Origin of the sequence: Mesorhizobium sp. M0292 (genome assembly GCF_040321695.1) — a bacterium.
In the GTDB taxonomy this organism is placed as follows: Bacteria; Pseudomonadota; Alphaproteobacteria; order Rhizobiales; family Rhizobiaceae; genus Mesorhizobium.
Genome location: NZ_JAMYSB010000001.1, coordinates 525927 through 549744, shown reverse-complemented (window position 1 = coordinate 549744; position 23818 = coordinate 525927). Strand labels below are relative to the sequence as shown.

The window sequence follows — 23818 nt, the reverse complement described above, 5'->3', positions numbered from 1 at the left end:
TCGAAGTGGCGTACGGGCCTCAAGCACGGGGTGCGGTCGAATCTTCGTGATCGTGTGCCATTTGCCGCGACTGTGTTGAAACAACAACAGATCGCGGCACCGGACGCTACCGACTACTGGTTCGGAACCTGCGGTGTGACCGGCAAGGTAACGCCATTGGTAGCCGGCGGCGCAGCCGAATCGGTTGCAGGTGGCGTCGCCGGAGATGGAGCCGTCGCCGGGGCCGTGGTGGCGGGAGCCGTCGCGGGCGGCGGCGTGGCGGCGCCGTTGGCCGCGGGCGCGGCCGGTGCGGTGTTGCCCGAAGGCGGCGACGGCGCCGTCGTGCCGGGCAACTGATTGAGCACGCCGTTGCCGCTGTCGGCCGGCACGCGGTCGAGAATGTCGATCGGTTTTTCGCCATAGCGGGCAACGATCGAGAGTGTCAGCGACGTCACGAAGAAGGCCGCGGCCAGGATCGCCGTCGCCCGCGTCAGCGCATTGGCGGCGCCACGCGCGGTCATGAAACCGGAACCGCCGCCAATGCCGAGACCACCGCCTTCGGAGCGTTGCAGCAGCACGACGCCGACAAGGGCGAGCACGACCATGAGGTGGATGACGATCAGTACGGTTTCCATATTTTATCCTGGCAAGCCCTGCCGGGCCGGTGATTTGGAGGCGGCTCCATACAATGCTTTAACGGCATTTCCAAGCCCGTGGCCAGAATATGGGAAGCAATGCGCCCTTTGCAAAGATTTCCGCCGAACTGCTGCGTTCATAAGTCGATGACGGAACTGGTCGGCAACGAGATTCCGGGGCCTACGCGATATTCTGGTATGCCTCGGCGATGGCGAGAAAGTCGGACGCCTTCAAGCTGGCGCCGCCAACCAGCGCGCCATCGACGTTTTTGACGCCCAGCAGTTCGACCGCGTTGGACGCCTTGACCGAGCCGCCATAGAGGATGCGCATCTTGCCGGCCACGGCTGCGCCGAGCGCTTCCGCCAGTTTTTGGCGGGTATGCGCGTGCGCCTCCGCCACGTCTTCGGCGGTCGGCGTCAGGCCGGTGCCGATAGCCCATACCGGCTCGTAGGCGATAACGGTGTTGGCGGGCGTTGCGCTCGGTGGCACCGAGCCGGCGACCTGCCGCGACAACACGTCGAGTGCTGTGCCCGCTTCACGCTCCGCCTTGGTCTCGCCGATGCAGATGATGGCGACGAGCCCTGCCCGCCACGCCGCCGAGGCCTTGGCGAGGACGATGGCATCGTCCTCGCTACGCTGTTCGCGGCACTCGGAATGGCCGACAATGACGTGGCTGGCGCCCGCATCCTTCAGCATCTCGGCTGAGACACAGCCGGTGAAGGCGCCGCTTTCCTTAATGTGGCAGTCCTCGCCACCGGCCCGCACCGGCGTGCGCGACAGAATTTCGACGGCGCGCGACAGCAAGGTCGCCGGCACGCAGACCAATGCTTCGGTCTCGGCATCGAGCCCGCTCATGAAGCCGTTGCCGATCATCCTGAGCTCGTTCAGCGAAGCGCTGGTGCCGTTCATTTTCCAGTTACCGGCAACGAGCGGTCGAATTCCTGGCGTCATGGGGATCTGGTTCTCCGGGCGACATTGGGGTCTCGCCCTCCCTATCAAAATCAGGCCACAAAGCAATCGACAGTGAGCCGGAAGGGCGCTATTGCGCTTGTTTCAGACTCGGGCGCACGCAAAACTGCGCAAAAATCGGAAGTAACAATGCTTGGTATATTAAGAAGCGCGGCAGGGACCTGGGTCGCGAAAGCCCTGCTGTCGCTGCTGGTGTTGAGTTTCCTTGCCTGGGGCGTCACCACGCGGATGACGGGCGGCTTCCTGGCCGGCCATCATGCGGTGATCACCGCCGGCAGCACCACCGTGTCGATCACCGAGTACCGCCTAGCCTACGATCGCCAGATCGCCATGCTGCAACAGCAGATCGGCCAGCGCATCAGCCGCGACCAGGCCAAGGCCTATGGCATCGACAACCAGGTGCTGGCTCAGTTGGTGTCCGGCGCCGTCCTCGACGAACAGGCGCGCAAGCTCGGGCTTGGCTTCTCCAAGGACAGGCTGGCCGAACTGACGCGGCAGGAACCCGCCTTCCAGGGCCCGAATGGCCAGTTCGACCGCCGGCTGTTCGAATCCCGCCTGCGCGAACTGGGAATGCGGCCGGAGGATTATCTGAAGAACCGGGCTCAGGTGGCGGTGCGTCAGCAGATCGTCGAAGCGGTTTCGGACGGGCTCAAGGCTCCGGATACCTTCTTCAAGGCAGTTGCGCTCTATCGCGGCGAAGACCGCACCATCGACTATCTGATCTTGCCAAAGGCGTTGGTGGAGCCCATCGAGGCGCCATCCGACAGCGTGCTTCAGGCTTATTTCGAGGCCAACAAGAAAACCTACGCGGCGCCAGAATACCGCAAATTCTCCTATGTCCGGCTCGAGCCCGAAGACATCATGGATGTCAGCGCCGTAACGGACCAGCAGGTCAGCGACGACTACAACAAGAACAAGGGCCGCTACACCACGCCGGAAATGCGCACCATCGAACAGCTGGTGTTTCCTTCCGCGGACGCCGCCAAGGCGGCATCCGATTCGCTGAAGACGGGCGCCACTTTCGACAAGATCGTCACCGCGCAGGGCAAGACCCCGGCCGACACGCTGCTCGGCACGCTCTCCAAGGATAAGATCACCGACAAGGCGGTCGCCGATGCCGCATTCGCGCTTGCCGTCAACGAAGTCAGCCCGGTCGTCCAGGGCGCGTTCGGTCCGGTGCTTTTGCGCGTTACCGAGATCAAACCGGAAACGGTGAAGCCGCTGGCGGAAGTGTCAGACCAGATCCGCAAGGATCTGGCGCTTGGCGAAGCAAGCCGCATCCTGCTCGACGTGCACGACAATTACGAAGACACCCGCGCCGCCGGCAGCACGCTGGCCGAAGCCGCCGCCAAACTCAAGCTCAAGGACGTTACCGTAGAGGCCATAGACCGCACCGGCCTGAAGCCGGACGGCACCATCATCAAGGACCTGCCGGCATCGCCGGACCTGATCAAGGCGGTGTTCGAGGCCGAGCCCAACACCGAGAATCAAGCCCTGACCACGCCTAACAACGGCTTCGTGTTCTATGAACTGACATCGATCACGCCGGCTCGCGACCGCACGCTGGACGAAGTCCGCCAGCGCGTGGTGGCGGACTGGACGACAGAGGAAACGACCAAGCGGCTGACCGCGAAAGCAGACGAACTCGACAAGCGCCTCAAGGCTGGCACCACACTCGACGTCATCGCCGGCGAACTGAAGCTTGAAAAGCAGACCAAGCGCGGCGTGAAGCGCGAGGCCGACGATGTCGATTTCGGCAAGGAGGGTGCTGCTGCGATGTTCGGGGTCGGCGAAGGCGGCACCGGGCTGATCCCCTCGCCCACCGGCGACGGCCAGATCCTGTTCAAGGTCGCCGAAGTGTTCGAGCCGGCCGGAGCCGACGCCAGCTCGGTACCCGACGATGCGCAAAAATCCTTCACGCAAGGCATGTCCGACGATCTGCTCGACCAGCTGGTGGCGCAGTTGCAGACGCAGTACGCCGTCAGCGTCGACCAGGCCGCCGTTTCCCAAGCCCTCGCCCAATGAATGGCCTTAGCCCAATGAACGTCTTGGCCCAATGAGCGCCCTGAAGACCCATATCGCCAAGGTCGCCACGGGAACCGGGCTTACCTTCGAGGAAGCGCGCGAAGCTTTCGACATCATCATGTCTGGCGACGCGACGCCGGGCCAGATCGGCGGCTTCCTGATGGCGTTGCGCGTGCGCGGGGAGACCGTGAGCGAGATTTCCGGCGCCGTCGCCACCATGCGTGCCAAGATGCTGCGCGTCGAAGCTCCTGAGGGCGCCATCGACATTGTCGGCACGGGCGGCGACAATTCGCATTCAGTCAACATCTCGACCGCTTCGGCCTTCGTCATTGCCGGCTGCGGCGTGCCGGTCGCCAAGCACGGCAATCGCGGCCTGTCGTCGCTGACGGGCGCTGCCGATGTGCTGGTCGCGCTCGGCGTCAAGATCGATATCCTGCCAGAGGTGATCGGCCGCTGCATCCAGGAGGCCGGCGTCGGCTTCATGTTCGCGCCGGCGCACCACCCTGCGATGAAGCATGTCGGCCCGACCCGCGTCGAGCTCGGCACGCGTACCATCTTCAACCTGCTCGGACCGCTGTCCAATCCGGCTGGCGTCAGCAGGCAGATGGTCGGCGTGTTCCTGCCGGAATGGATCGTGCCGGTGGCCGAGACATTGAAGGCGTTGGGCACCGAGCATGCCTGGGTGGTCCATGGGGATGGCTATGACGAAATCACCACCACCGGCGAAACGCAGGTGGCGGAACTGGCCGGCGGCGAGATCCGCCATTTCACGCTCACCCCGGAAGCCGTCGGCCTGCAGCGCCACACCAAGGACGAGTTGCGCGGCGGCGACGCCGCCTACAATGCCACGGCGTTGCGCGACATGCTGAGAGGTGCTGCCGGGGCCTATCGCGATACGGTGCTGATGAACGCCGGCGCCGGCATGGTGGTGGCCGGCAAGGCGACGACGCTTGCCGACGGCATGGCCGCGGCCACACAGGCCATCGACAGCGGCCGGGCGCTGGGCGTGCTCGACAGGCTGGTCGAGATTTCGAACGGATGAGCCGTGGCTGACATTCTGCGCAAGATCGAGGCCTACAAGCGCGACGAGATCGCGGCGGCGAAGGCGCGGATACCGTTGGCCGAGATCAAGGCGCGAGCCAAGGATGCCGACGCACCGCGTGGCTTTCGGAGGGCGCTTGAGGCGAAGCGCAGATCGGGCAGCTTCGGCCTGATCGCCGAGATCAAAAAGGCAAGCCCATCCAAAGGCTTGATCCGTGCCGATTTCGACCCGCCCGCACTGGCGCAGGCCTATGAGAAAGGCGGTGCCGCCTGTCTTTCGGTGCTGACCGATGCGCCATCCTTCCAGGGCGCGCCGGAATTTCTCACCAATGCACGGAAGGCAGTGTCCCTGCCCGCGCTGCGCAAGGATTTCCTGTTCGACCCTTACCAGGTCTACGAGGCTCGCGCATGGGGCGCCGATGCCATCCTGATCATCATGGCCAGCGTCGATGATGCCTTGGCGAGCGAATTGGAAGCGACCGCGTTCGAACTCGGCATGGACGCGCTGATCGAGGTGCATGACGAGGCCGAGACGCAGCGCGCGGTAAAACTCTCGTCGCAGCTGATCGGCATCAACAACCGCAATCTCAGAACATTCGAGACCAGCCTCGAGACCTCGGAACGGCTGGCATCGATGGTGCCGGGCGGCCGATTGCTGGTCAGCGAGAGCGGAATTTTCACCCACGACGATTGCTTCAGGATGCAAAAGACCGGCATCAGCACCTTCCTCGTCGGCGAGAGCCTGATGCGGCAAGAGGATGTCGCTGCGGCAACGCGGCTGCTTTTGACAGGCAAGGCGAAAGCAGAGGCCATCTGAGGATGGCAGCCGCCCTCACCCATCTCGGCGCCAAGGGCGAGGCCAACATGGTCGATGTCGGCGAGAAGGCGGAGACGACGCGCACGGCGGTCGCCGAGGGCTTTGTCTCGATGCGGGCCGAAACCCTGAAGATGATCCTCGACGGCGACGCCAAGAAGGGCGATGTGCTGGGTACCGCGCGCATTGCCGGCATCATGGCTGCCAAGAAAACGCATGAGCTGATCCCACTCTGCCATCCGCTGCTTTTGACCAAGGTGTCGGTCGACATCGAACCGGACACCACGCTGCCCGGCCTCAGGGTCACCGCGCTCGCCCGCGTCACCGGCAAGACCGGGGTCGAGATGGAGGCGCTGACCGCGGCATCTGTCGCGTGCCTGACCATTTACGACATGGCCAAGGCGGTCGACCGCGCCATGGTGATTTCCGGTATAAAGCTGGTGGAAAAGACCGGCGGCAAGTCCGGCGACTACAAGGCGGGTTCGTAAATGGCGCTGGTTCCGGTCGCCGAGGCGCTTCAACGCCTACTCGACGGCGCTGTGGCGTTGCCCGGTGAAAGCGTCGCGCTGGCGGATTCGGCCGGCCGGGTGCTGGCGGAGCCGGTCGTGGCGCTGCGTACCCAGCCGCCTTTCAATGCATCTGCCATGGACGGCTATGCCGCACGGGCGCGGGATGTGGCGACCCTCCCGGCGAGGCTTTCGGTGATCGGCAAGGCGCCTGCAGGGCGAGGCTTTGACGGCGCTGTAGGTAAGGCGGAAGCTGTGCGCATCTTCACCGGCGCGCCGCTGCCGGAAGGCGCAGACACCATCGTCATCCAGGAGAATGTCCGCGATCTCGGCGGTGGCCGGATCGAGGTCACCGAACCGACGGCGAAGAACCGTAACATCCGCCGCCTTGGACTGGATTTTGCCCAAGGCGACGTGCTGCTGGAGAAAGGCCGCGTGCTCGATCCGGCTGCATTGTCGCTGGCGGCGTCGGCCAATCATCCCCGGTTGAACGTGGTGCAACGGCCGCTGGTCGCCATCATCGCCACCGGCGACGAATTGCTGCCACCGGGTAGCGAACCTGGCCCCGACCAGATCATCTCGTCCAACGCCTATGGCGTCGCTGCTGTGGCGCAGTCGGTCGGCGCTCGCGCGCTCGATCTCGGTATAGCGGCCGATCGCAAGGAAGCGATCGCGGCGCTGGTGAAAAAGGCGGTCGATGCGAAAGCCGACGTCATCGTCACGCTCGGCGGCGCCTCGGTCGGCGACCATGATCTCGTCCATGACGTGCTGACCGGCGAAGGCATGAACCTCGACTTCTGGAAGCTCGCCATGCGCCCGGGCAAGCCGCTGATGTTCGGGCGGCTGGGCGATATCAGGTGCATCGGCCTGCCCGGCAATCCGGTGGCGAGCCTGGTCTGCTCGCAATTGTTCCTGAAGCCGTTATTGGCGCAGCTCGGCGGCCGTCCCCACCGGCAGGACATCCGCCAGGCTCAGCTTGGCGCCGCGATGCCGGCCAATGATCTAAGGCAAGACTATGTGCGCGCCGTGGTCCGGGAAGAAGCCGGCGCATTGGTGGCGACGCCGTTCGGCATCCAGGATTCCTCGATGCTGAGAATGCTGGCCGACGCCACCGGCCTGATCGTGCGCGAGCCCTTCGCTCCGGCGGCAGAAGCAGGCGCTGCTTGCAGCGTTCTGATGTTGCGCTGAAGGTCGCGGATCCAAGCCGTTAATTCCAAGAGATAAGACTGGTTGTTACTCCGCCAGCAATGTCCGCGTCAGCGGATGTGTCGGATCGGCAAGCCCGTCGACGATGCTGAAATGATGCCGGTCCGGCTCGACCACTGTGCTGGTCGTGGCGCCGAGGCCGATCCAGATGTTGGCAAGCAGCGCATTCTGGCGCAGGAACTCCGCCCGCTCGCCGCCGCCGGCCCAGCAGGTGATGCGCGCGCCCTGCATGGGGCGCAGCAGAACCGGGCTTTCGGCCAGTGCTTCCGCTTCATCGATGGCCAGTGTCGCGTTCATCCCCGTCCGCATGATCGGCCGCAGATCATGAACCCCGGAGATCGAGACGACATTGCGTATGCGGCCGGCCACATCGGCGGCCAGAGGCGTCGTTGTCGTCACCATCCTGGAGGCGAGATGGCCGCCGGCGGAATGCCCGGTCAGGATCACCGGCCCGCCGACCATCGTCGCCGCCTTGCCGATCGCCGCCGCGATTTCCCTGACGATGCCGGAAATGCGTATGTCGGGACAAAGCGTGTAAGTCGGCATTGCCACGGCAAAGCCATTGGCAACCGCGCCGTTGGCCAGATGCGACCATGGCTTGTTGTCGAACGCCTTCCAGTAACCGCCATGGATGAAGACGACGAGCCCTTTGGGCATGACATCGGGAAGGAACAGATCGAGCCTGTTGCGCGGGCTGTCGCCATAGGCGATGTCGAGCTTGGCCCGACCGGACGCCGACATTGTGTCGCGAAAAGCCTGTGCCGGTGTGTCCCATGCGGCCGGCCAGCGATTGCTGCCGGCAATGTTGTCGCCGTTGGCGTAGGCATTGTCCCAATCGGCAACACGATGTTCGAGCATCTGCATCCCTCCCGGATGGCTTCAGTTCAGTCGACAGGAATGGCCGCCGAACAGGGCGGCGTCAATGCTGCGACCTAAAAACATTTTAGGCTTGAAACAAATTTCGACTGGTGCGATCCTGCGCCTTGTTCAGCCATGGGCGCGAGGCAGACAGGGGCAGCCGAAAATGCTTGGGCCATCAGCGCATATCGACACATTCACGCGTGACAACCTGCCGCCGCCGGAGCAATGGCCGGAGTTTTTGCTCGACGGCTTCGACTATCCCGACCACATAAATGCCGGCGTCGAATTGACCGACAGGCTGGTCGAAAAAGGGTTCGGCGACCACACCGCGCTGATCGGCAATGGCCGCCGCCGCACCTACAAGGAACTGTCCGACTGGACCAACAGGCTCGCCCATGCCCTGGTCGAGAATTATGGCGTCAAGCCGGGCAACCGGGTGCTGATCCGCTCGGCCAACAACCCGGCCATGGTCGCCTGCTGGCTGGCCGCCACCAAGGTTGGCGCGGTGGTCGTCAACACCATGCCGATGCTGCGCGCCGGCGAACTCGCCAAGATCGTCGACAAGGCGGAAATCACGGTTGCGCTTTGCGATACAAGGCTGATGGACGAGATGACCGCCTGCGCCAAGGGCAGTGCGTATCTCAAGCAGGTCATTGGCTTCGACGGCACGGCCAACCATGACGCGGAACTCGACCGCGCCGCCCTCGACAAGCCGGTCACCTTCACTGCCGTCAACACCGGCCGCGACGATGTCGCCCTGCTCGGCTTCACCTCCGGCACCACCGGCGTGCCGAAGGCGACGATGCATTTCCACCGCGACCTGCTGATCATCGCCGACGCCTATGCCCGCGAAATCCTGGAGGTGACGCCCGACGACATCTTCGTCGGCTCCCCGCCCCTTGCCTTTACCTTCGGTCTTGGCGGGCTCGCCATCTTCCCGCTGCGCTTCGGCGCCGCGGCGACGCTGCTGGAACAGGCGACGCCACCCAACATGATCCACATCATCGAGACCTACAAAGCGACCATTTCCTTCACCGCTCCAACCGCCTATCGGGCCATGCTCAAGGCCATGGATCAAGGCGCTGACTTGTCCTCGCTGCGCGTCGCGGTTTCGGCGGGCGAGACGCTACCGGCGCCTGTCTTCGAGGAATGGACTGAGAAGACCGGCAAGCCGATCCTGGATGGAATCGGCGCCACCGAGATGCTGCATATCTTTATCTCCAACCGCTTCGAGGACATGAAGCCGGCCTCCACCGGCAAACCCGTCGACGGCTATCAGGCACGCATCGTCGATGACGAGATGCGGGAGCTGCCGCGCGGCTCTACTGGCCGGCTGGCGGTGCGCGGCCCGACCGGCTGCCGCTACATGGCCGATGCCAGGCAAAAGGACTATGTCCGCGACGGCTGGAATCTCACCGGCGATACGTTCACGCAGGACGAGGATGGCTTCTTCCACTTCGCCGCGCGTTCCGACGACATGATCGTCAGCGCCGGCTACAACATCGCCGGCCCCGAGGTCGAAGCGGCGCTGCTCTCGCATCCCGACGTCGCCGAATGCGCGGTGACCGGCGCCGAGGACGGTGAACGCGGCCAGATCGTCGAGGCGCATATCGTGCTTGTGCAAGGTGTTTCGCCGGACGCATTGACCGTCAAACGCCTGCAGGACCACGTCAAGGCAACGATCGCGCCCTACAAATATCCGCGTTCGGTGAAGTTCATCGACGCCTTGCCCAAAACCCAGACCGGCAAGATCCAGCGCTTCCGGTTGCGCGCGGAGAAGAGCAATTGATTAAGCCGCACGATCCGGCGTCCGATGGCGCGCAGATGTCGTTCAAGGAGCGGATGTCCTACAGCGACTATCTGCAGCTGGACAAGGTGCTCGATGCGCAGGCGCCGCTGTCTTCGGCCCATGACGAGATGCTGTTCATCATCCAGCATCAGACATCGGAATTGTGGATGAAGCTCGCTTTACACGAGATCGGCGCCGCGATCCGCTCTATCCGCGCCGACCGCCTCGAACCGAGCTTCAAGATGCTGTCTCGCGTCGCGCGCATCTTCGAGCAGCTCAACAATGCCTGGGACGTGCTGCGCACGATGACGCCAAGCGAATACACCGAGTTTCGCGACGCGCTCGGCCAATCCTCGGGCTTCCAGTCGTGGCAGTACCGCGCCATCGAGTTCATGGCCGGCAACCGCAACCTAGCCATGCTCGGGCCGCACAAGCACCGGCGCGATCTTACGGACAGGCTGGAAGCGATCCTGGCCACGCCGTCGCTGTACGACGAGGCGCTTCTGCTTTTGGCGCGCAATGGCTTCGACATCGGCGCCGATGCCGGGCGCACGGACTGGCGCGAGACGCGCGGTGAGAACGAAGACGTGCTGGCTGCCTGGCAAACCGTCTACCGCGACCCGCAGCGCTACTGGATGCTCTACGAACTGGCCGAGAAGCTGGTCGACTTCGAGGATTACTTCCGCCGCTGGCGCTTCAACCACGTCACAACGGTCGAGCGCATCATCGGCTTGAAGCGCGGCACCGGCGGCACCTCAGGCGCCTCCTATCTGAAGAAGATGCTGGAGGTCGTGCTGTTTCCGGAGCTCTGGACGGTCCGCACCCGGCTCTAGAGCATTTCACCGTTTAACGGAAACGGCGAAATGCTCTAGCTCTTTGATTGACGCAATTTCGGACGGAAAACCGCTTCACACTTTTCCTGAAATTGCTCTGGTTTCTCACGTAACCGCGGTCTTCACCGCGAAGCGGGCGTCCTGCCAGGCGCCGGTGCGCAGAATATCCTCCAGGACTTCGACCGCCTGCCAGACATCGCCATATCCGACATAGAGCGGCGTGAAGCCGAAACGGATGGTCGACGGCGCCCGGAAATCGCCGATCACGCCGCGCTCGATCAGCGCCCGCATCACCTGATAGCCATGCGGGTGGAGGAACGACACCTGGCTGCCGCGCTGGCTGCCGTCGCGAGGACTTTCCAGTTCAAGCCGGTAGGCGCCGCATCTGGCTTCGACGAGCTGGATAAACAGGTTGGTCAGCGCGATGCTTTTTCTGCGCACCGCCGCCATGTCGACGTCGTTCCAGATATCGAGCGCGCCCTTGAGCGCCCGCATCGACAGCACCGGCTGCGTTCCGCACAGGAAGCGGCGGATGCCGCTGCCGACGGCAAAGCCCTGCTCGAAGGCAAAGGGCCGCGCATGGCCCCACCAGCCGCTGAGCGGCTGGCTGATATCACCATGGTGGCGCTCGGCCGCGTAGATGAAGGCCGGCGAGCCCGGGCCGCCATTGAGGTATTTGTAGGTGCAGCCGACGGCGAAATCGGCATTGGCACGGTCAAGTTCGACCGGCAAGGCGCCGGCCGTGTGGCAGAGATCCCAGATGATCAGCGCGCCGGCGTCATGTGCCTTGCGCGTCAGCGCCGCCATGTCGCGCAACTGGCCGGATTTGTAGTTGACGTGGTTGACCAGGATGACGGCAACGCTGTCGTCGATCAGCTCCTCGATTGCGGCCGCGTCGACGCCCTCCAGCCGCAGCCGCGTTCCCGGCCGGGTCGAGGCGACGCCTTCGGCCATGTAGAGGTCGGTCGGGAAACTGTCGCCCTCGGCAACGATGACCGACCGATCCGGCCGCATGCCGAGCGCTGCGTGCAGCAGCTTGTAGATGTTGATCGAGGTTGTGTCGCAGACCACCGTCTGCCCATCAGCCGCGCCGATCAGTCGCCCGAGCTGATCTCCGAGTTCCACCGGCATGTTGAACCAGCCGGCGGTGTTCCAGGCGCGAATGAGGTCGTGCGCCCATTCCTGCGTGGCGGCCTGCTGCAGTTCGCTGAAGACGACCGCTGACGCGGCGCCCAGGGAATTGCCGTCGAGATAAATCACGCCTTGCGGCAAGACAAAGCGTTCACGCATGGAGCGCAGCGGATCGGCGGCATCCATTGCTTCGATTGTAGCGAGATCGGGTGTCGTGCTCATGATCCGGCGCCCCTCCATGGACAAACGCGCGCGGCGGAGCCTGCCGCCCAAACATGCCGGCGATCTTGAGTGGTCGCCCTTGAACTGTCAAACATTATATATAATTCACCCACTGAAAGGCTTTGATATATAATGATCCGCCCGAGCGTTTATGTCTGATGGATCACGATGCTGGATGACGAGCAGACCTCGAAGACGGAAGTGGCCTATCGCCTGCTCAGGCGCGATATTCTTGCGACCCGGCTGGCGCCTGCCGCGCCGTTGAAGCTGAGCACGCTGCGCAACACCTACGGCATCGGCTGGACGCCGTTGCGCGAGGCGCTGTCGCGGCTGGAGGCGGAACGGCTTGTGACCGCCATCAGCAACCGCGGGTTTGCGGTCGCTCCCGTCTCTCGGGCGGAGCTCGAGGATTTGGCGCGTGCGCGGCTGGTGGTCGAACTGCCCCTGCTGGTGGAATCGATCGAGAAGGGCGACCGTGAGTGGGAAGACGCGGTCGTTGCCGCCCACTATCGTCTCTCACGGTGCGGGTCTGTTCTCGACGATCCATCGGATGATGCGGTCGACGCGTGGTACGAAAAACACGATGCCTTCCATGCGGCGCTGCTCAGTGCCGCGACATCCAGCTGGCTGCTGCGCTTCAATGCAACGATTTCCGACCAATTGCATCGCCATCACCGCTTTCTGGGTCTGGCCCCGACGCTGCGCGCCGCCGCCGGCCGCACGGACGGACACCGGAAGGCCGTGGCGGCCCTGCGCGACGCCGTGGCGATCGAACACCATACCGCCCTGATGGAAGCGGCCCTCGATCGCGACGTCGAACGTGCGAAAACTCTGATGACCGCTCACATCGGCTACACGCTGCGGGTCTATGCCCAGAGAGAACCCCGCGCGGATGCTGCGCAGCCCCGTCCGAAAAGGAAGCGGCGATCGTAGCCGACGACGCAGGGCACTTTGTCTTCGTTTCACCCCGTTGCTGGCAACTGGGCGCAGGCGGCGCTCGCAGCGCCGAACGTTACGCTGAACAAAACGTCAACACATTCATTAAACTTTAAAAGGTTGCGGAACACAACTGGAACAGATAGTGTTTGTTCTGGGTTTGTTTTTTCTGATTCTGGTTTCAGAACCCTTGGGGGCCGCGATGCTGACGCGCAAACAACATGAGCTTCTGATGTTCATCCATGAACGCCTGAAGGAGAGCGGAATCCCGCCGTCCTTCGACGAGATGAAGGAAGCGCTCGACCTCGCCTCCAAGTCCGGCATCCACCGCCTGATCACGGCGCTTGAGGAGCGCGGTTTCATTCGCCGGCTGCCGAACCGGGCGCGCGCGCTGGAAGTGCTGCGGCTGCCCGACTCGATCGCACCAGGCCTCAATGCGGCGAGGAAGTTTTCGCCGAGCATCATTCAGGGCAGTCTTGGTCAAACCGGCCAAGGGCAAGGCGGCCAAGGACAAGGCGCGTTGGGCCAAGGCGGTCTCGGCCGCCAGATCAAGCCGGGCTCGCCGTCGCGTTCGATGTCGGCCGGCAATGACGATGCCGTTTCCGCGATTTCAATCCCGGTTATGGGACGCATCGCCGCCGGCGTGCCGATCGACGCCATCCAGCATCAGACCCATTCGATCTCGGTGCCGCCCGATATGATCATGGGCGGCGAACACTACGCGCTCGAGGTCAAGGGCGATTCGATGATCGAGGCCGGCATTTTCGATGGCGACACGGTCATCATCCGCAATGCCGACACAGCCAGCCCCGGCGAGATCGTGGTGGCGTTGGTCGACGATGAGGAAGCGACCCTGAAACGCTTCCGCCGCAAGGGCGCCTCGATCGCCCTGGAAGCCGCCAACCCGGCCTACGAGACCCGCATTTTTGGACCGGACAGGGTGAAGGTGCAGGGCAAGCTTGTCGGATTGATCCGGCGCTACTGAGCCGGCTTGGGTTTGTACTTTTCACGCTGGTTGTAAGGCGGCAGGCCGCGCGCTTCGCGGGAGAAGCGGCGTTGCTCGTGCCAGGGGCGATACGGCTTGTCGACGGCGAAGCGGATGGTTGGCGCTGCAGCTGCCGATTGCGGATCGAAGAAGACGGCGGCGCTGCCGTCGCGGGCCAGCTGTTTCTTCGTCACGACCAGCACCAGCGGGTCGCGGCACGGATTGTAAGCGGTGGCGTCATCGATGACGATCAGGCTCGCGAAGGCACAGGCCGGCCGCGCCGTCTTGCGGTCTTTCGCAAGCGCTACAATGGCTCCGGAAGGGTGCCGGGCGATACAGAGATCGCCGGTGCAATAGAAGGGCGAGCCGGGCGGCAGATCGAGCGGATCGAGATCGAACCGCGTATCTGTTGCCTCGAAAATCTCAGGTGGGATAATGGTTTCGGCCCGCAGCGCCCGTTTCCAATTGTCCGTGGTGAATTCGTTGGAGCGTTCGCGGTTGAGGGCGAGTTCGCCGCCACCGATCGGCATGGCCACCAGATGCGCATCCTCGGATATGAGCACGTCTGGCGTAAGCACCTGCGGCACCGTCAACAGGCCGGCCAGCGCGAAAGGCACGGCCGCCAACCTGAGCCAGGTGGTGGCCATGGTGGCGATGACGAGGGCGACCGCCACTAACAGCACCGAGCGGATGGAGATCAGCCCGACGGCGTCGACCGGCGAGCGCTCGGAAATCCAGGCCGATATAGCGATCATCGCCATCAGACCTTTGCCCATCACATAGAGGAACGGCCCGTCGGCGCCGAACGGCATCGCCAGTGCGCTGAGCACGGCAAAGGGCATGACGATCAACGAAACAATCGGCATCACGGCCAGATTGGCGATCAGGCTGAGCGGCGACACACGCTGAAAATGCCAGATGGCGAACAGCAAGGTTGCACTGCCGGCGATGATCGAGGTCATTGCGAGGCCGCCCATGGCCAGCGCGAATTTTCGCGACAGGAAGCCGACGAAGGAGCGCTTTGCCGGCGGCGTTCTCACCTTGTCGGCGCGGTAATCGGCCCAGCCGGCATAGGCGCCGACAAGGGCGGCAGTGGCGGCAAACGACATCTGGAAGCTGGGACCGACCACCTCGTGCGGCGACACCAGGATGACGGCAATGGCGGAGATCGCCAGATTGCGCATGGTGAGTGCGGCGCGATCAAACAGCACGGCGACAAGCATGACCGCCAGCATGATGAAGCTGCGCTCGGCGGCAACCACGACGCCTGAAATAACGAGATAGGCGGCGATCGAGACAAGCGCTGCCGCGGCCGCATATTTCTTCACCGGCCGGCGCGAAGAGAAATCGGGAAACAGCGCAAAGGCGCCACGCAGCAACGCCATGATGGTGCCGGCAACCAGCGCCATGTGCAGGCCGGAGATGGAGATGATGTGGTAGATGCCGGTGCGCCGCATCGCTTCGTTGACCTCGTCCGGGATGCCGGCGCGCACCCCGACAATCAACGCCGCGGCAATCTCGCCTTCGGCGCCACCGATCTTGCCCCTGATATGGTCGGCAATGTTTTCGCGCGCGTTCTCGATTGCCGAGGAGAGCCGTGCGGTCAGCGGCGGCGGTCCCTGCGTAGCAATGGTTTTCGGATTGCCGAGAAAGAAGCCGCTGCCGCCGATACCGGTGAAATAGCTGTCGAAGGAGAAATCGTAGCTCTCCGGCCGCACCGGACCGGTCGGCGGCAACAGCCTGGCATAGCCGGTGATCAGGGAGCCGGCGGTCATATCGGCGGGAACGGTCCGCGCCGAGAGCCTGACCCGCTCCGGGGCGTAGCGCAGCTCGGGGTAAGCGGTCGAAACCACGTCGAGCGTCAGCCTGATGCGGCCGCTTTCCATCTGTTCGAGACTGACGACGCGGCCGGTCAGCCGTGTCTGAATCTCGGAGCCGAGCATCTGCGTTCCGGCGCGCCAGGTCTCGACCTTGGCGGCGACGACGCCGAGCGCGCACAGCATCGCGGCCATGCAGAACAGATGCGTCCTCGGCCGCGATCGCGTGGCGACAGCGCAACATGTCGCCAGCACCACAATGGCGATTGGCTGCGCAAAGCCCGGCTCGCCGGCCAGCGAGAAGTAGACGATGACGCCGGCTGCCAGGAAAACCGGGACCAGCAGGAAGGCGACGCCCCGGTCGAGCTCCGTGTTGGCGGCCACGGCAAGGCTGCGGCGGAGCGCGGGCCATGACGGGCGGCGAAGCCGTCTGCGCAGTCGGGCGATAGATCCGGGCGCTGTGACTTGCGCCGGCAACGCGTCACCGGGCAGCGCGGGCGCTATGCCGGGATGCGGCTCAGGCAGCGCGAGGGGCAGCGGCTCGGCATAGGGACTATCGGCAAACAGCGAGCGTTCGCTGACGCCTGCCTCGGCGCCTTCGCCTTCCTTCGTGCCCCGGCCACGTCCAGCCATCAGGTCTGCCCCTTGCGCCCCAGACCTCCTATGCTACATGAACGCGTAAAGCGCGAAAGTCCGTGCGGTCGCGTCCACCGCGCCGGAATTGACCCGCCAAGGACGCTCAATCCTCAATCATATCCCGGCCCTCCGCCCTCAGGCGAGCAAGCCCATCGTGCATTGCCTTCAATTGTTCCGGTGTATGACCCTGCCATTCACCGAGTTCACCCAGGATGAGCAACGGATCACGGGAGCGGTAGGATTTCGTCGGATTACCGGGAAATTTTTTGTCGGTCAGGTTAGGGTCATCCATAAAAAACCCCGTCGGCTTTACGATGTAAATCCTTTGACGACCGTCACCCGTTGCAAGCTCTGCTCCCCAGATGGCGGCTTCCAGTGTCTGGGTGAAATAGATCCATGACAGTGGTTTACCTCTGAAATTGGAAGGGTGGCCGACGCTCAGCAGATCCCCGGGTTTCAAATCCGCCCGGGTACCATGGTAGAACGGATCACCCTCCGTATGGTCGGCGTTTTCGGTCATCGGTAGTCCTTCTTTCAATCATGCCTCCTTCGTGGCGAGACCGGCCTGCACACAGTTGCGGTGTTCACGATAATGATTGCAGAAAGGTCAATATGCGTGACCAAGCCAACGCTGTCACGGCGGCGTTGTAGTCGGGCAGTGCCGCATCCGTGAAGAAATGTCCGCTCGTCAGAGGGGGCTACCACCGTCGCAGCGATGTTCCAGGCACTGTGACGGACGCTGCAGCCGAATGAAACCCAGACATTGACGCTGCTGCCAAACGAGGTTGCGCGGAGGGTGCGAACAGATTTTGTGCTACAAGGCTCCAGCGCCAGTTGACGCAACCGATAATTGCCGACGTGCCCCGGCCACGTCCAGCCATCGGGTCTGCCCCTTGCGCCCCAGACCCCCTATGCTACATGAACGCGCAAAGCGCGAAAGTCCGCGCGATCACGCTCCGCTTTCCAAGGTTCCAAGAGTTCCATGTCCGACACGGTCGTCACCCGTTTTGCCCCCTCGCCCACCGGCTATCTGCATATCGGCGGCGCGCGCACGGCGCTGTTCAACTGGCTGTACGCCAAGCACACCGGCGGCACGATGGTGCTGCGCATCGAGGACACCGACCGCGAACGCTTCAACGAGGCGGCGACACAGGCCATTCTGGATGGGCTGACCTGGCTCGGCCTTTCCTGGGACGGTGAGGCCATATCGCAGTTCGAGCGCGCGCCGCGCCACCGTGAGGTGGCCGAGGAGCTGGTGCGCCTGGGCAAGGCCTATTACAGCTACGAGACGCCTGCCGAGCTCGAGGCGATGCGCGAGGCCGCACGCGCCAAGGGCCTGCCGCCGCGCTACAACGGCCAGTGGCGAGATCGTGCCCCCTCGGAGGCGCCTCCCGGCGTCAAGGGCGCCATCCGCATCAAGGCGCCGACCGAGGGCGAAACCGTGGTGCACGACCGTGTGCAGGGCGAGGTGCGCTTCCCCAACAAGGACCTCGACGATTTCATCATCCTGCGCTCGGACGGCAATCCGACCTACATGCATGCCGTCGTCGTCGACGACCATGACATGGGCGTCACCCACATCATCCGCGGCGACGACCATCTGACCAACGCCGCGCGCCAGACGGTGATCTACAACGCCATGGGCTGGGACGTCCCGTCGATGTCGCATATCCCGCTGATCCATGGCGCCGACGGCGCCAAGCTGTCGAAGCGGCACGGCGCACTCGGTGTCGAGGCTTATCGCGCCATGGGCTATCTGCCCGAGGCACTGCTCAACTATCTGGCAAGGCTCGGCTGGAGCCATGGCGACGACGAGATCATGTCGATCAAGGACATGATTTCGTGGTTCGACATCGGCGATGTCAACAAGGGTGCGGCGCGCTTCGACTTCGCCAAGCTCGAGTCAATCAACGGCGCGCATATGCGCAAGATGGCCGATACCGAGCTGTTCGACATTTTCGTCGCCACTCTGCCATACCTCGAAGGCGGATCTGCTATCGCCGCCCGTCTCGACGACGCCAGGAAGGCGCAGCTGCTGGCCGCCTTGCCTGGCCTGAAAGAGCGCGCCAAGACGCTGGTGGAACTGGCCGATGGCGCTGCCTTCCTGTTCGTCGAGCGGCCGCTGCCGATCGACGAGAAGGCGGCAGCACTGCTCAGTGCCGACGCGCGCGCGATCCTGCGCGGCGCACATGCCGCTTTGCAGACTGTTTCGGGCGATTGGTCGGCTGCCGCGGCTGAAGCCGCGGTGCGCAAGTTCGCAGCGGCCGGCGGCCACAAGCTCGGCGCCGTGGCCCAACCGCTCCGGGCGGCCCTTACCGGCCGCAGCACCTCGCCCGGCGTGTTCGACGTGCTTGCCGTGCTTGGCCGCGAGGAAAGCCTGGCGCGGATTGCGGATCAAATCGATTAGGAGCGAGCTGGCCCAAAAAGATTGGCATTGAAAGGCGGGTTTCGCAGTGCAACATTAGGCCTTGGCCCAATCTGGCACGCACTTCCTAAATGCGGTGGCGAGTTCGCGCATTCCGGTGATTTCGACGTGTCGTTTGCAGGAATTGCCTTGCCGGCATGAGGAAGATGAAGGAGTTTGAGAATGAGCGAAGCTGCGACGAGACTGGAAACCGGCAGCAAGACGACGCACCCGTCGACTGCCACGCTCGAACTGGCCGGCAAGACGCATGAATTCAAGGTGCGGAGCGGCTCGGTCGGGCCCGACGTCATCGACATCGGTGCGCTCTACAACACCACCGGCGCCTTCACCTACGATCCCGGCTTCACTTCGACGGCGAGCTGCGAGTCGGCGATAACCTTCATCGACGGCGATGCCGGCATCCTGCTTCACCGCGGCTATCCCATCGACCAGCTGGCCGAGCATGGCGACTTCCTCGAAGTCTGCTACCTCCTGCTCTACGGCGAACTGCCGACCAAGGCGCAGAAGGACGATTTCGACTACCGGGTGACGCGCCACACCATGGTGCACGAGCAGATGTCGCGCTTCTTCACCGGCTTCCGCCGCGACGCGCATCCGATGGCTGTGATGTGCGGCGTGGTCGGCGCGCTGTCGGCCTTCTATCACGACTCCACCGATATTTCGGATCCGTATCAGCGCATGGTCGCCTCGATGCGGCTGATCGCCAAGATGCCGACGATTGCGGCCATGGCCTACAAATACCATATCGGCCAGCCCTTCATTTACCCGAAGAACGAGCTGAACTTCGCCGCCAACTTCCTGCATATGTGCTTTGCGGTTCCGTGCGAGGAATACAAGATCAATCCGGTGCTGGCGCGCGCCATGGAGCGCATCTTCATCCTGCATGCCGACCACGAGCAGAACGCCTCGACCTCGACGGTGCGGCTTGCCGGCTCGTCGGGCGCCAATCCGTTCGCCTGCATCGCCGCCGGCATCGCTTGCCTGTGGGGCCCGGCGCATGGCGGCGCCAATGAGGCGGCGCTCAACATGCTGGGAGAAATCGGCCATGTCGACCACATCCCGGAATTCATCGCCCGCGCCAAGGACAAGAACGATCCGTTCCGGCTGATGGGCTTCGGCCATCGCGTCTACAAGAACTACGATCCTCGTGCGAAAATCATGCAGAAGACGGCGCATGAGGTGCTCGGCGAACTCGGCATCAAGGACGATCCGCTGCTCGACATCGCCATGGAGCTGGAAAAGATCGCGCTGACCGATTCCTACTTCATCGAAAAGAAGCTCTATCCGAACGTCGATTTCTATTCCGGCATCACGCTGAAGGCGCTGGGCTTCCCCACCACCATGTTCACCGTGCTGTTCGCGGTCGCGCGCACCGTCGGCTGGATCGCGCAGTGGAAGGAAATGATCGAGGACCCGCACCAGAAGATCGGCCGCCCGCGCCAGCTCTATACCGGCGCCCCGGAACGCGACTACGTGCCGATTGCGAAAAGGTGAAAGAGAGTGAATGGTGAATGGTAAGTAGTGAATAGCAGGTAGTAAGTAGCAGGTAGTAAGTAGCACGTTGATTATAGTCGAGAGTGCGTTAATCCTATTCACTATTCACTATTCACTGTTCACTATTCACTATTCACTAATCACTATTCACTCGCTAAGCCCTATTCGCTCTCCCGATGTGGCGAAGAACGACATCCGCGGCGATATCGCCGGACGGCTTGTCGGTGGCCATGCGTCTGGCAACCTCGCCAAAGCCGTCCTTTTGCCAAGCGCGGTAGGCGGTGTCTGAAAACAGTGCCTCGAGCTGCCGCGCCAGATAGTGCGGCCGCACATACTGGTTGTAGCTTTCCGGCACGACCGGCCGGTCGGCAATAAGGTTGGGCAAAGCAGCGCTCCACACCGTGATCAGGCTCTGCGCCATCAGCATGATCGGATCGAACTTGTAGCAAGAGATCATCGGGACACCCGACATCGCCAGTTCCAGTGACACCGTTCCAGACGCGATCAGCGCCGCATCGGCCTTGCCGAAGGCCTGCCACTTGCGCTCGGGATCGAGGATGACTTCCGGCTCCTGATCCCAGCGCGCCACCGATGTTTTGACCAGTTCGGCGACATGCGGCACCGTCGGCAGCAACAGCCGCAGCCGGTGGCCACGCGCGCGCAGCGCCGACACCGTCTCGCCGAACGGACCGATAAGCCGGCTGACCTCGCCGCGCCGCGACCCTGGCAGGACGAGCAGCGTCTTGACGTGATCGGCCGAGAGATCGCGTGGCTGGGCTTGCGCCCTGGCCGCGCCCAGCACGCCTGGATCATGCGTGAGGCGATGTCCGACGTAAGTGCCGGGGGGGCCGCCGAGACGGCTGAGCTCCTTTACCTCGAAAGGCAGGATGCACAGTATGTGGTCGACATAGGGCTTCATTGCGGCCGCCCTACCCGGCCGCCACGCCCAGACGCTCGGGCAGACATAATGGACGATCGGGATCGACGGATCGGCGGCGCGGATCTTTTTGGCGACGCGCAGCGAGAAATCGGGGCTGTCGATGGTGATCAGACAGTCGGGTTTTTCGGCGGCGACAGCACTTGCCGTCTGGCTGATCCGCCGCATCAGGCGCGGCAAGTCACGCAGGATGGCGCTGAGCCCCATCAGCGCGATCTCGGCGCCGTCGAACAGCGGCGCCAGTCCGAGCGCCTGCAGATGCCGCCCGCCAGTGCCGACGAGTTGCACCTCGCGCCCGGTCATGCGCTTCAGCGCCTGCACGATGTCGGCGCCCAGCAGGTCGCCGGATTCTTCGCCGGCGACGATGGCAATCTTCAGCGGCTTCTCAGCTGCCATGGACAGACTCCGCAGCCGGCAGGCCGAACACGAACAGGCCGAGCGCATTGGCGCGCGCGACAACGGCGGGGCCTTCGAGGATGAGCGAACGGCCGGCTTCGACGGCAATGCCGGCGAGCCCCGCGGCATGCGCCGCCTCGACGGTCTGGGGGCCAATAGATGGCAGATCGGCACGCAATTCCTGGCCAGGCTTGGCGCATTTGACCAGGACACCGCGCGTCTTGCCGGCCAGCCTGCCATGGCCGCGCAACTGCTGCGTCCGCTCGAGCAGTCCGTGGGTGCCCTCGACGCCTTCCAGGGCAACAGTGCGGCCACCGATGGCAATTGCCGCCTGACCAATGTCGAGCGCGCCGATGGCCTTTGCCGCCGCGTGTGCCGCCTCGATATCGCGCCAGTCGGACTTTCGCGGCACTGCTTTGGTCAGCGGCCCTTCGGCCGCGACGAGCCGGGGCACGACTTCATGCGCACCGACAACCTTGACGCCCCGTGCCTCCAGGCCGCGGGTCAATATCTTCAACAGCCCGTCATCGCCGCGGGCAAGCGCCATGGCGAGCGAGGGTATAAGCGCCAATAGCCCAAGGCTCGGGCGCATGTCGACCAACCGCGGCCTGCGCCTGATCTCGCCGGCAAGCACAAGATGGGTGATCCGCCGGCGCCTCAGCAACGCAACCAGCGAGCCGATGTCTTCCAGCGCAAGGCTTTCATGCTCATAGATTGTGAGGTCGGACTGACGGTCGGCCTGACCTTCGACCAGGATGATGACGGGCGGATGTCCGGCCTCCGCCAGGCCGGCGGCAACTTCGACCGGCAAGCTACCGCCGCCGGCAATGATGCCGACCCTGGCGTCCGGCGCAAGATCGAGGCCCGTTGAAGTGGCCTCAGCCTTCGTCATCGGCATCGTCGCCGTCGCCACCCTTGAGCGACGGGACGGCAAAATGCCGCTTGCCGCGACTGGTGATGAAATCGATGATTTTCATGGCCGTCGGCGACGACGCAAACTCGGCCTTGGCGAATTCGATGTTCTCGCCGACAGTGCGGGAGCGGTCGAAGATGGTCTTGTAAGCCTTGCGCAGCAGGTAGATTTCGGCGCGCGGCAACCCGGCGCGCTTCAGGCCGATGATGTTGAGTCCACGCAGGCTGGCGCGATTGCCCACCGCAATGGCGTAGGGAATGACATCGCCGACAAAAGCCGAGCAGCCGCCGAGAAAGGCGTTGTCACCAACACGCACGAACTGATGAACGGCGCTGAGGCCGCCGATATAAACGCTGTCACCGACCTCGCAATGGCCGCCCAGGGTCGCGCCATTGGCGAAGGTGGCGTTTTTGCCCACGACGCAATCGTGAGCGATGTGGGCATAGGCAAGGAAATTGCCGTTGTCGCCGACGGTCGTCTCGCCGCGGCTGGAATCGGTGCCGAGATGCATGGTCACGCCTTCGCGGATCGTGCAGTTCTGGCCGATGACCAAAGTGGTGCGGCCGCCCTTGTGCTTGGTGTTCTGCGGCGGTCCGCCCAGTGTCGCCATTGGATAGACCTTGGTCGCGGCGCCAATGGTTGTCGCGCCCAGCACCGAGACATGGCTGACCAGTTCGACGCGGTCACCGATCACGGCGTCAGCGCCGACATAGCAGAAAGGTCCTATGAAGGCGCCTTCGCCGATCTGCGCGCCGGCCTCGATGACGGCCGAGGGGTGGATTGAAGTCTGTATTTTCATGAGCATTTCGAACCGTCAGCCGGTAACCATCATTGCCGAGATCTCGGCTTCGGCGGCCTTTGTGCCCTCCACCATGGCCTCGCAGGCGAATTTGAGCAGGTTGCCGCGCATCTTGATTTTCTTGACGTGGATCTTCAACTGGTCGCCTGGGACGACCGGTTTGCGGAATTTCGCGTTGTCGATGGTCAGGAAATAGACCAGCGACGGCTTTTCCGTGTTGAGGTTACGGATGCAGATCGCGCCGGCGGTCTGCGCCATGGCCTCGACGATGAGCACGCCCGGCATCACCGGCTGGTCCGGGAAATGGCCTTGGAAATGCGGCTCATTGATGGTCACGTTCTTGATGCCGATGGCAGAATCATTGCCGTCGATTTCGATGATGCGGTCGATCATCAGGAAGGGATAGCGATGCGGCAAAAGCTTCATCAACCCCACTATATCGACCGCTTCGAGCGTCGCCGGTACCAT

The 23818-nt window shown here is 63.6% G+C and carries 21 protein-coding genes; 11 read left to right on the top strand and 10 right to left on the bottom strand.

Annotation, left to right across the window (positions count from 1 at the left end; translation table 11 throughout):
- Positions 1-113: 113 nt before the first annotated feature.
- Together secG and tpiA are read right to left on the bottom strand one after the other, a co-directional pair.
- Entirely contained in the window at positions 114-614 is a 501-nt protein-coding gene (gene secG, locus NKI96_RS02765) for a preprotein translocase subunit SecG (protein ID WP_352802801.1), read from the bottom strand.
- A 181-nt stretch (positions 615-795) separates the two neighbouring features.
- The gene (tpiA, locus tag NKI96_RS02760) at positions 796-1566 is read right to left on the bottom strand and encodes a triose-phosphate isomerase (protein WP_352802798.1); all 771 of its coding nucleotides are present in this window, start codon (positions 1564-1566) and stop codon (positions 796-798) included.
- Between the two features lie 147 nt (positions 1567-1713).
- On the opposite strand from tpiA, the gene NKI96_RS02755 reads away from it, so the two are divergent.
- Genes NKI96_RS02755 through NKI96_RS02735 form a run of 5 tightly spaced genes read left to right on the top strand, consistent with a single transcriptional unit; the run spans position 1714 to position 7158 of the window.
- A complete protein-coding gene (locus NKI96_RS02755; RefSeq protein WP_023688560.1) occupies positions 1714-3609 on the top strand; it encodes a peptidylprolyl isomerase in 1896 nt (631 codons plus the stop codon).
- 31 nt (positions 3610-3640) lie between these two features.
- Positions 3641-4651 (top strand): anthranilate phosphoribosyltransferase, encoded by a 1011-nt coding sequence (gene trpD / locus NKI96_RS02750; protein WP_023684712.1) that lies wholly within the window; start codon positions 3641-3643, stop codon positions 4649-4651.
- Positions 4652-4654: 3 nt separating this feature from the next.
- Entirely contained in the window at positions 4655-5467 is an 813-nt protein-coding gene (gene trpC, locus NKI96_RS02745) for an indole-3-glycerol phosphate synthase TrpC (RefSeq protein ID WP_023684711.1), read from the top strand.
- A 2-nt stretch (positions 5468-5469) separates the two neighbouring features.
- Positions 5470-5952, top strand: a complete 483-nt coding sequence (gene moaC, locus NKI96_RS02740; protein WP_023684710.1) for a cyclic pyranopterin monophosphate synthase MoaC — start codon at positions 5470-5472, stop codon at positions 5950-5952.
- The gene (locus NKI96_RS02735) at positions 5953-7158 is read left to right on the top strand and encodes a molybdopterin molybdotransferase MoeA (protein ID WP_023693454.1); all 1206 of its coding nucleotides are present in this window, start codon (positions 5953-5955) and stop codon (positions 7156-7158) included. It begins immediately after the preceding gene.
- Positions 7159-7203: 45 nt separating this feature from the next.
- Here the strand turns inward: NKI96_RS02735 and NKI96_RS02730 are convergent, their stop codons facing one another.
- Positions 7204-8034: a hormone-sensitive lipase gene (locus NKI96_RS02730; protein ID WP_023693453.1), complete on the bottom strand. Its 831-nt coding sequence runs from the start codon at positions 8032-8034 to the stop codon at positions 7204-7206.
- 166 nt (positions 8035-8200) lie between these two features.
- On the opposite strand from NKI96_RS02730, the gene NKI96_RS02725 reads away from it, so the two are divergent.
- Complete coding sequence (locus NKI96_RS02725) at positions 8201-9826, top strand: AMP-binding protein (protein WP_023824874.1); 1626 nt, start codon at positions 8201-8203, stop codon at positions 9824-9826.
- Positions 9823-10659, top strand: coding sequence for a tryptophan 2,3-dioxygenase (gene kynA / locus NKI96_RS02720; RefSeq protein ID WP_031196583.1), 837 nt, complete (start codon positions 9823-9825; stop codon positions 10657-10659). Before NKI96_RS02725 ends, kynA begins: the two co-directional genes overlap by 4 nt.
- A 105-nt stretch (positions 10660-10764) precedes the next feature.
- On the opposite strand, the gene kynU is transcribed toward kynA, so the two are convergent.
- Positions 10765-12012 (bottom strand): kynureninase, encoded by a 1248-nt coding sequence (gene kynU / locus NKI96_RS02715; protein ID WP_023754862.1) that lies wholly within the window; start codon positions 12010-12012, stop codon positions 10765-10767.
- Positions 12013-12180: 168 nt separating this feature from the next.
- Between kynU and NKI96_RS02710 the strand changes: the two genes are divergently transcribed.
- A complete protein-coding gene (locus NKI96_RS02710) occupies positions 12181-12945 on the top strand; it encodes a GntR family transcriptional regulator (protein ID WP_023684704.1) in 765 nt (254 codons plus the stop codon).
- 205 nt (positions 12946-13150) lie between these two features.
- Complete coding sequence (lexA, locus tag NKI96_RS02705) at positions 13151-13933, top strand: transcriptional repressor LexA (protein WP_023671041.1); 783 nt, start codon at positions 13151-13153, stop codon at positions 13931-13933.
- On the opposite strand, the gene NKI96_RS02700 is transcribed toward lexA, so the two are convergent.
- The gene (locus NKI96_RS02700; RefSeq protein WP_352514060.1) at positions 13927-16383 is read right to left on the bottom strand and encodes a ComEC/Rec2 family competence protein; all 2457 of its coding nucleotides are present in this window, start codon (positions 16381-16383) and stop codon (positions 13927-13929) included. The two genes, lexA and NKI96_RS02700, sit on opposite strands and share 7 nt — an antisense overlap.
- Positions 16384-16489: 106 nt before the next feature.
- The gene (gene arr / locus NKI96_RS02695; protein WP_023754865.1) at positions 16490-16906 is read right to left on the bottom strand and encodes an NAD(+)--rifampin ADP-ribosyltransferase; all 417 of its coding nucleotides are present in this window, start codon (positions 16904-16906) and stop codon (positions 16490-16492) included.
- Positions 16907-17368: 462 nt separating this feature from the next.
- Between arr and gltX the strand changes: the two genes are divergently transcribed.
- Together gltX and gltA are read left to right on the top strand one after the other, a co-directional pair.
- A complete protein-coding gene (gltX, locus tag NKI96_RS02690) occupies positions 17369-18793 on the top strand; it encodes a glutamate--tRNA ligase (RefSeq protein ID WP_023706238.1) in 1425 nt (474 codons plus the stop codon).
- Between the two features lie 180 nt (positions 18794-18973).
- Positions 18974-20305 carry a citrate synthase gene (gene gltA / locus NKI96_RS02685; RefSeq protein WP_023671037.1) on the top strand — a complete coding sequence of 444 codons (1332 nt, stop codon included), beginning with the start codon at positions 18974-18976 and terminating at the stop codon, positions 20303-20305.
- Between the two features lie 154 nt (positions 20306-20459).
- On the opposite strand, the gene lpxB is transcribed toward gltA, so the two are convergent.
- Genes lpxB through fabZ form a run of 4 tightly spaced genes read right to left on the bottom strand, consistent with a single transcriptional unit; the run spans position 20460 to position 23818 of the window.
- Positions 20460-21638: a lipid-A-disaccharide synthase gene (gene lpxB, locus NKI96_RS02680; protein ID WP_352802794.1), complete on the bottom strand. Its 1179-nt coding sequence runs from the start codon at positions 21636-21638 to the stop codon at positions 20460-20462.
- A complete protein-coding gene (locus tag NKI96_RS02675; RefSeq protein WP_023832084.1) occupies positions 21628-22530 on the bottom strand; it encodes an LpxI family protein in 903 nt (300 codons plus the stop codon). Before NKI96_RS02675 ends, lpxB begins: the two co-directional genes overlap by 11 nt.
- Positions 22517-23350, bottom strand: coding sequence for an acyl-ACP--UDP-N-acetylglucosamine O-acyltransferase (gene lpxA, locus NKI96_RS02670; protein WP_352652944.1), 834 nt, complete (start codon positions 23348-23350; stop codon positions 22517-22519). Before lpxA ends, NKI96_RS02675 begins: the two co-directional genes overlap by 14 nt.
- Positions 23351-23365: 15 nt before the next feature.
- Positions 23366-23818, bottom strand: a complete 453-nt coding sequence (gene fabZ, locus NKI96_RS02665) for a 3-hydroxyacyl-ACP dehydratase FabZ (RefSeq protein WP_352802790.1) — start codon at positions 23816-23818, stop codon at positions 23366-23368.

Excerpts from the sequence above, each read along its gene's own strand:
- secG (WP_352802801.1), bottom strand. The coding sequence starts at position 614 with ATGGAAACCGTACTGATCGTCATCCACCTCATGGTCGTGCTCGCCCTT.
- tpiA (WP_352802798.1), bottom strand. The coding sequence starts at position 1,566 with ATGACGCCAGGAATTCGACCGCTCGTTGCCGGTAACTGGAAAATGAAC.
- NKI96_RS02755 (WP_023688560.1), top strand. The coding sequence starts at position 1,714 with ATGCTTGGTATATTAAGAAGCGCGGCAGGGACCTGGGTCGCGAAAGCC.
- trpD (WP_023684712.1), top strand. The coding sequence starts at position 3,641 with ATGAGCGCCCTGAAGACCCATATCGCCAAGGTCGCCACGGGAACCGGG.
- moaC (WP_023684710.1), top strand. The coding sequence starts at position 5,470 with ATGGCAGCCGCCCTCACCCATCTCGGCGCCAAGGGCGAGGCCAACATG.
- NKI96_RS02735 (WP_023693454.1), top strand. The coding sequence starts at position 5,953 with ATGGCGCTGGTTCCGGTCGCCGAGGCGCTTCAACGCCTACTCGACGGC.
- NKI96_RS02730 (WP_023693453.1), bottom strand. The coding sequence starts at position 8,034 with ATGCTCGAACATCGTGTTGCCGATTGGGACAATGCCTACGCCAACGGC.
- NKI96_RS02725 (WP_023824874.1), top strand. The coding sequence starts at position 8,201 with ATGCTTGGGCCATCAGCGCATATCGACACATTCACGCGTGACAACCTG.
- kynU (WP_023754862.1), bottom strand. The coding sequence starts at position 12,012 with ATGAGCACGACACCCGATCTCGCTACAATCGAAGCAATGGATGCCGCC.
- NKI96_RS02710 (WP_023684704.1), top strand. The coding sequence starts at position 12,181 with ATGCTGGATGACGAGCAGACCTCGAAGACGGAAGTGGCCTATCGCCTG.
- lexA (WP_023671041.1), top strand. The coding sequence starts at position 13,151 with ATGCTGACGCGCAAACAACATGAGCTTCTGATGTTCATCCATGAACGC.
- NKI96_RS02700 (WP_352514060.1), bottom strand. The coding sequence starts at position 16,383 with ATGGCTGGACGTGGCCGGGGCACGAAGGAAGGCGAAGGCGCCGAGGCA.
- arr (WP_023754865.1), bottom strand. The coding sequence starts at position 16,906 with ATGACCGAAAACGCCGACCATACGGAGGGTGATCCGTTCTACCATGGT.
- gltX (WP_023706238.1), top strand. The coding sequence starts at position 17,369 with ATGTCCGACACGGTCGTCACCCGTTTTGCCCCCTCGCCCACCGGCTAT.
- gltA (WP_023671037.1), top strand. The coding sequence starts at position 18,974 with ATGAGCGAAGCTGCGACGAGACTGGAAACCGGCAGCAAGACGACGCAC.
- lpxB (WP_352802794.1), bottom strand. The coding sequence starts at position 21,638 with ATGGCAGCTGAGAAGCCGCTGAAGATTGCCATCGTCGCCGGCGAAGAA.
- NKI96_RS02675 (WP_023832084.1), bottom strand. The coding sequence starts at position 22,530 with ATGACGAAGGCTGAGGCCACTTCAACGGGCCTCGATCTTGCGCCGGAC.
- lpxA (WP_352652944.1), bottom strand. The coding sequence starts at position 23,350 with ATGAAAATACAGACTTCAATCCACCCCTCGGCCGTCATCGAGGCCGGC.
- fabZ (WP_352802790.1), bottom strand. The coding sequence starts at position 23,818 with ATGGTACCGGCGACGCTCGAAGCGGTCGATATAGTGGGGTTGATGAAG.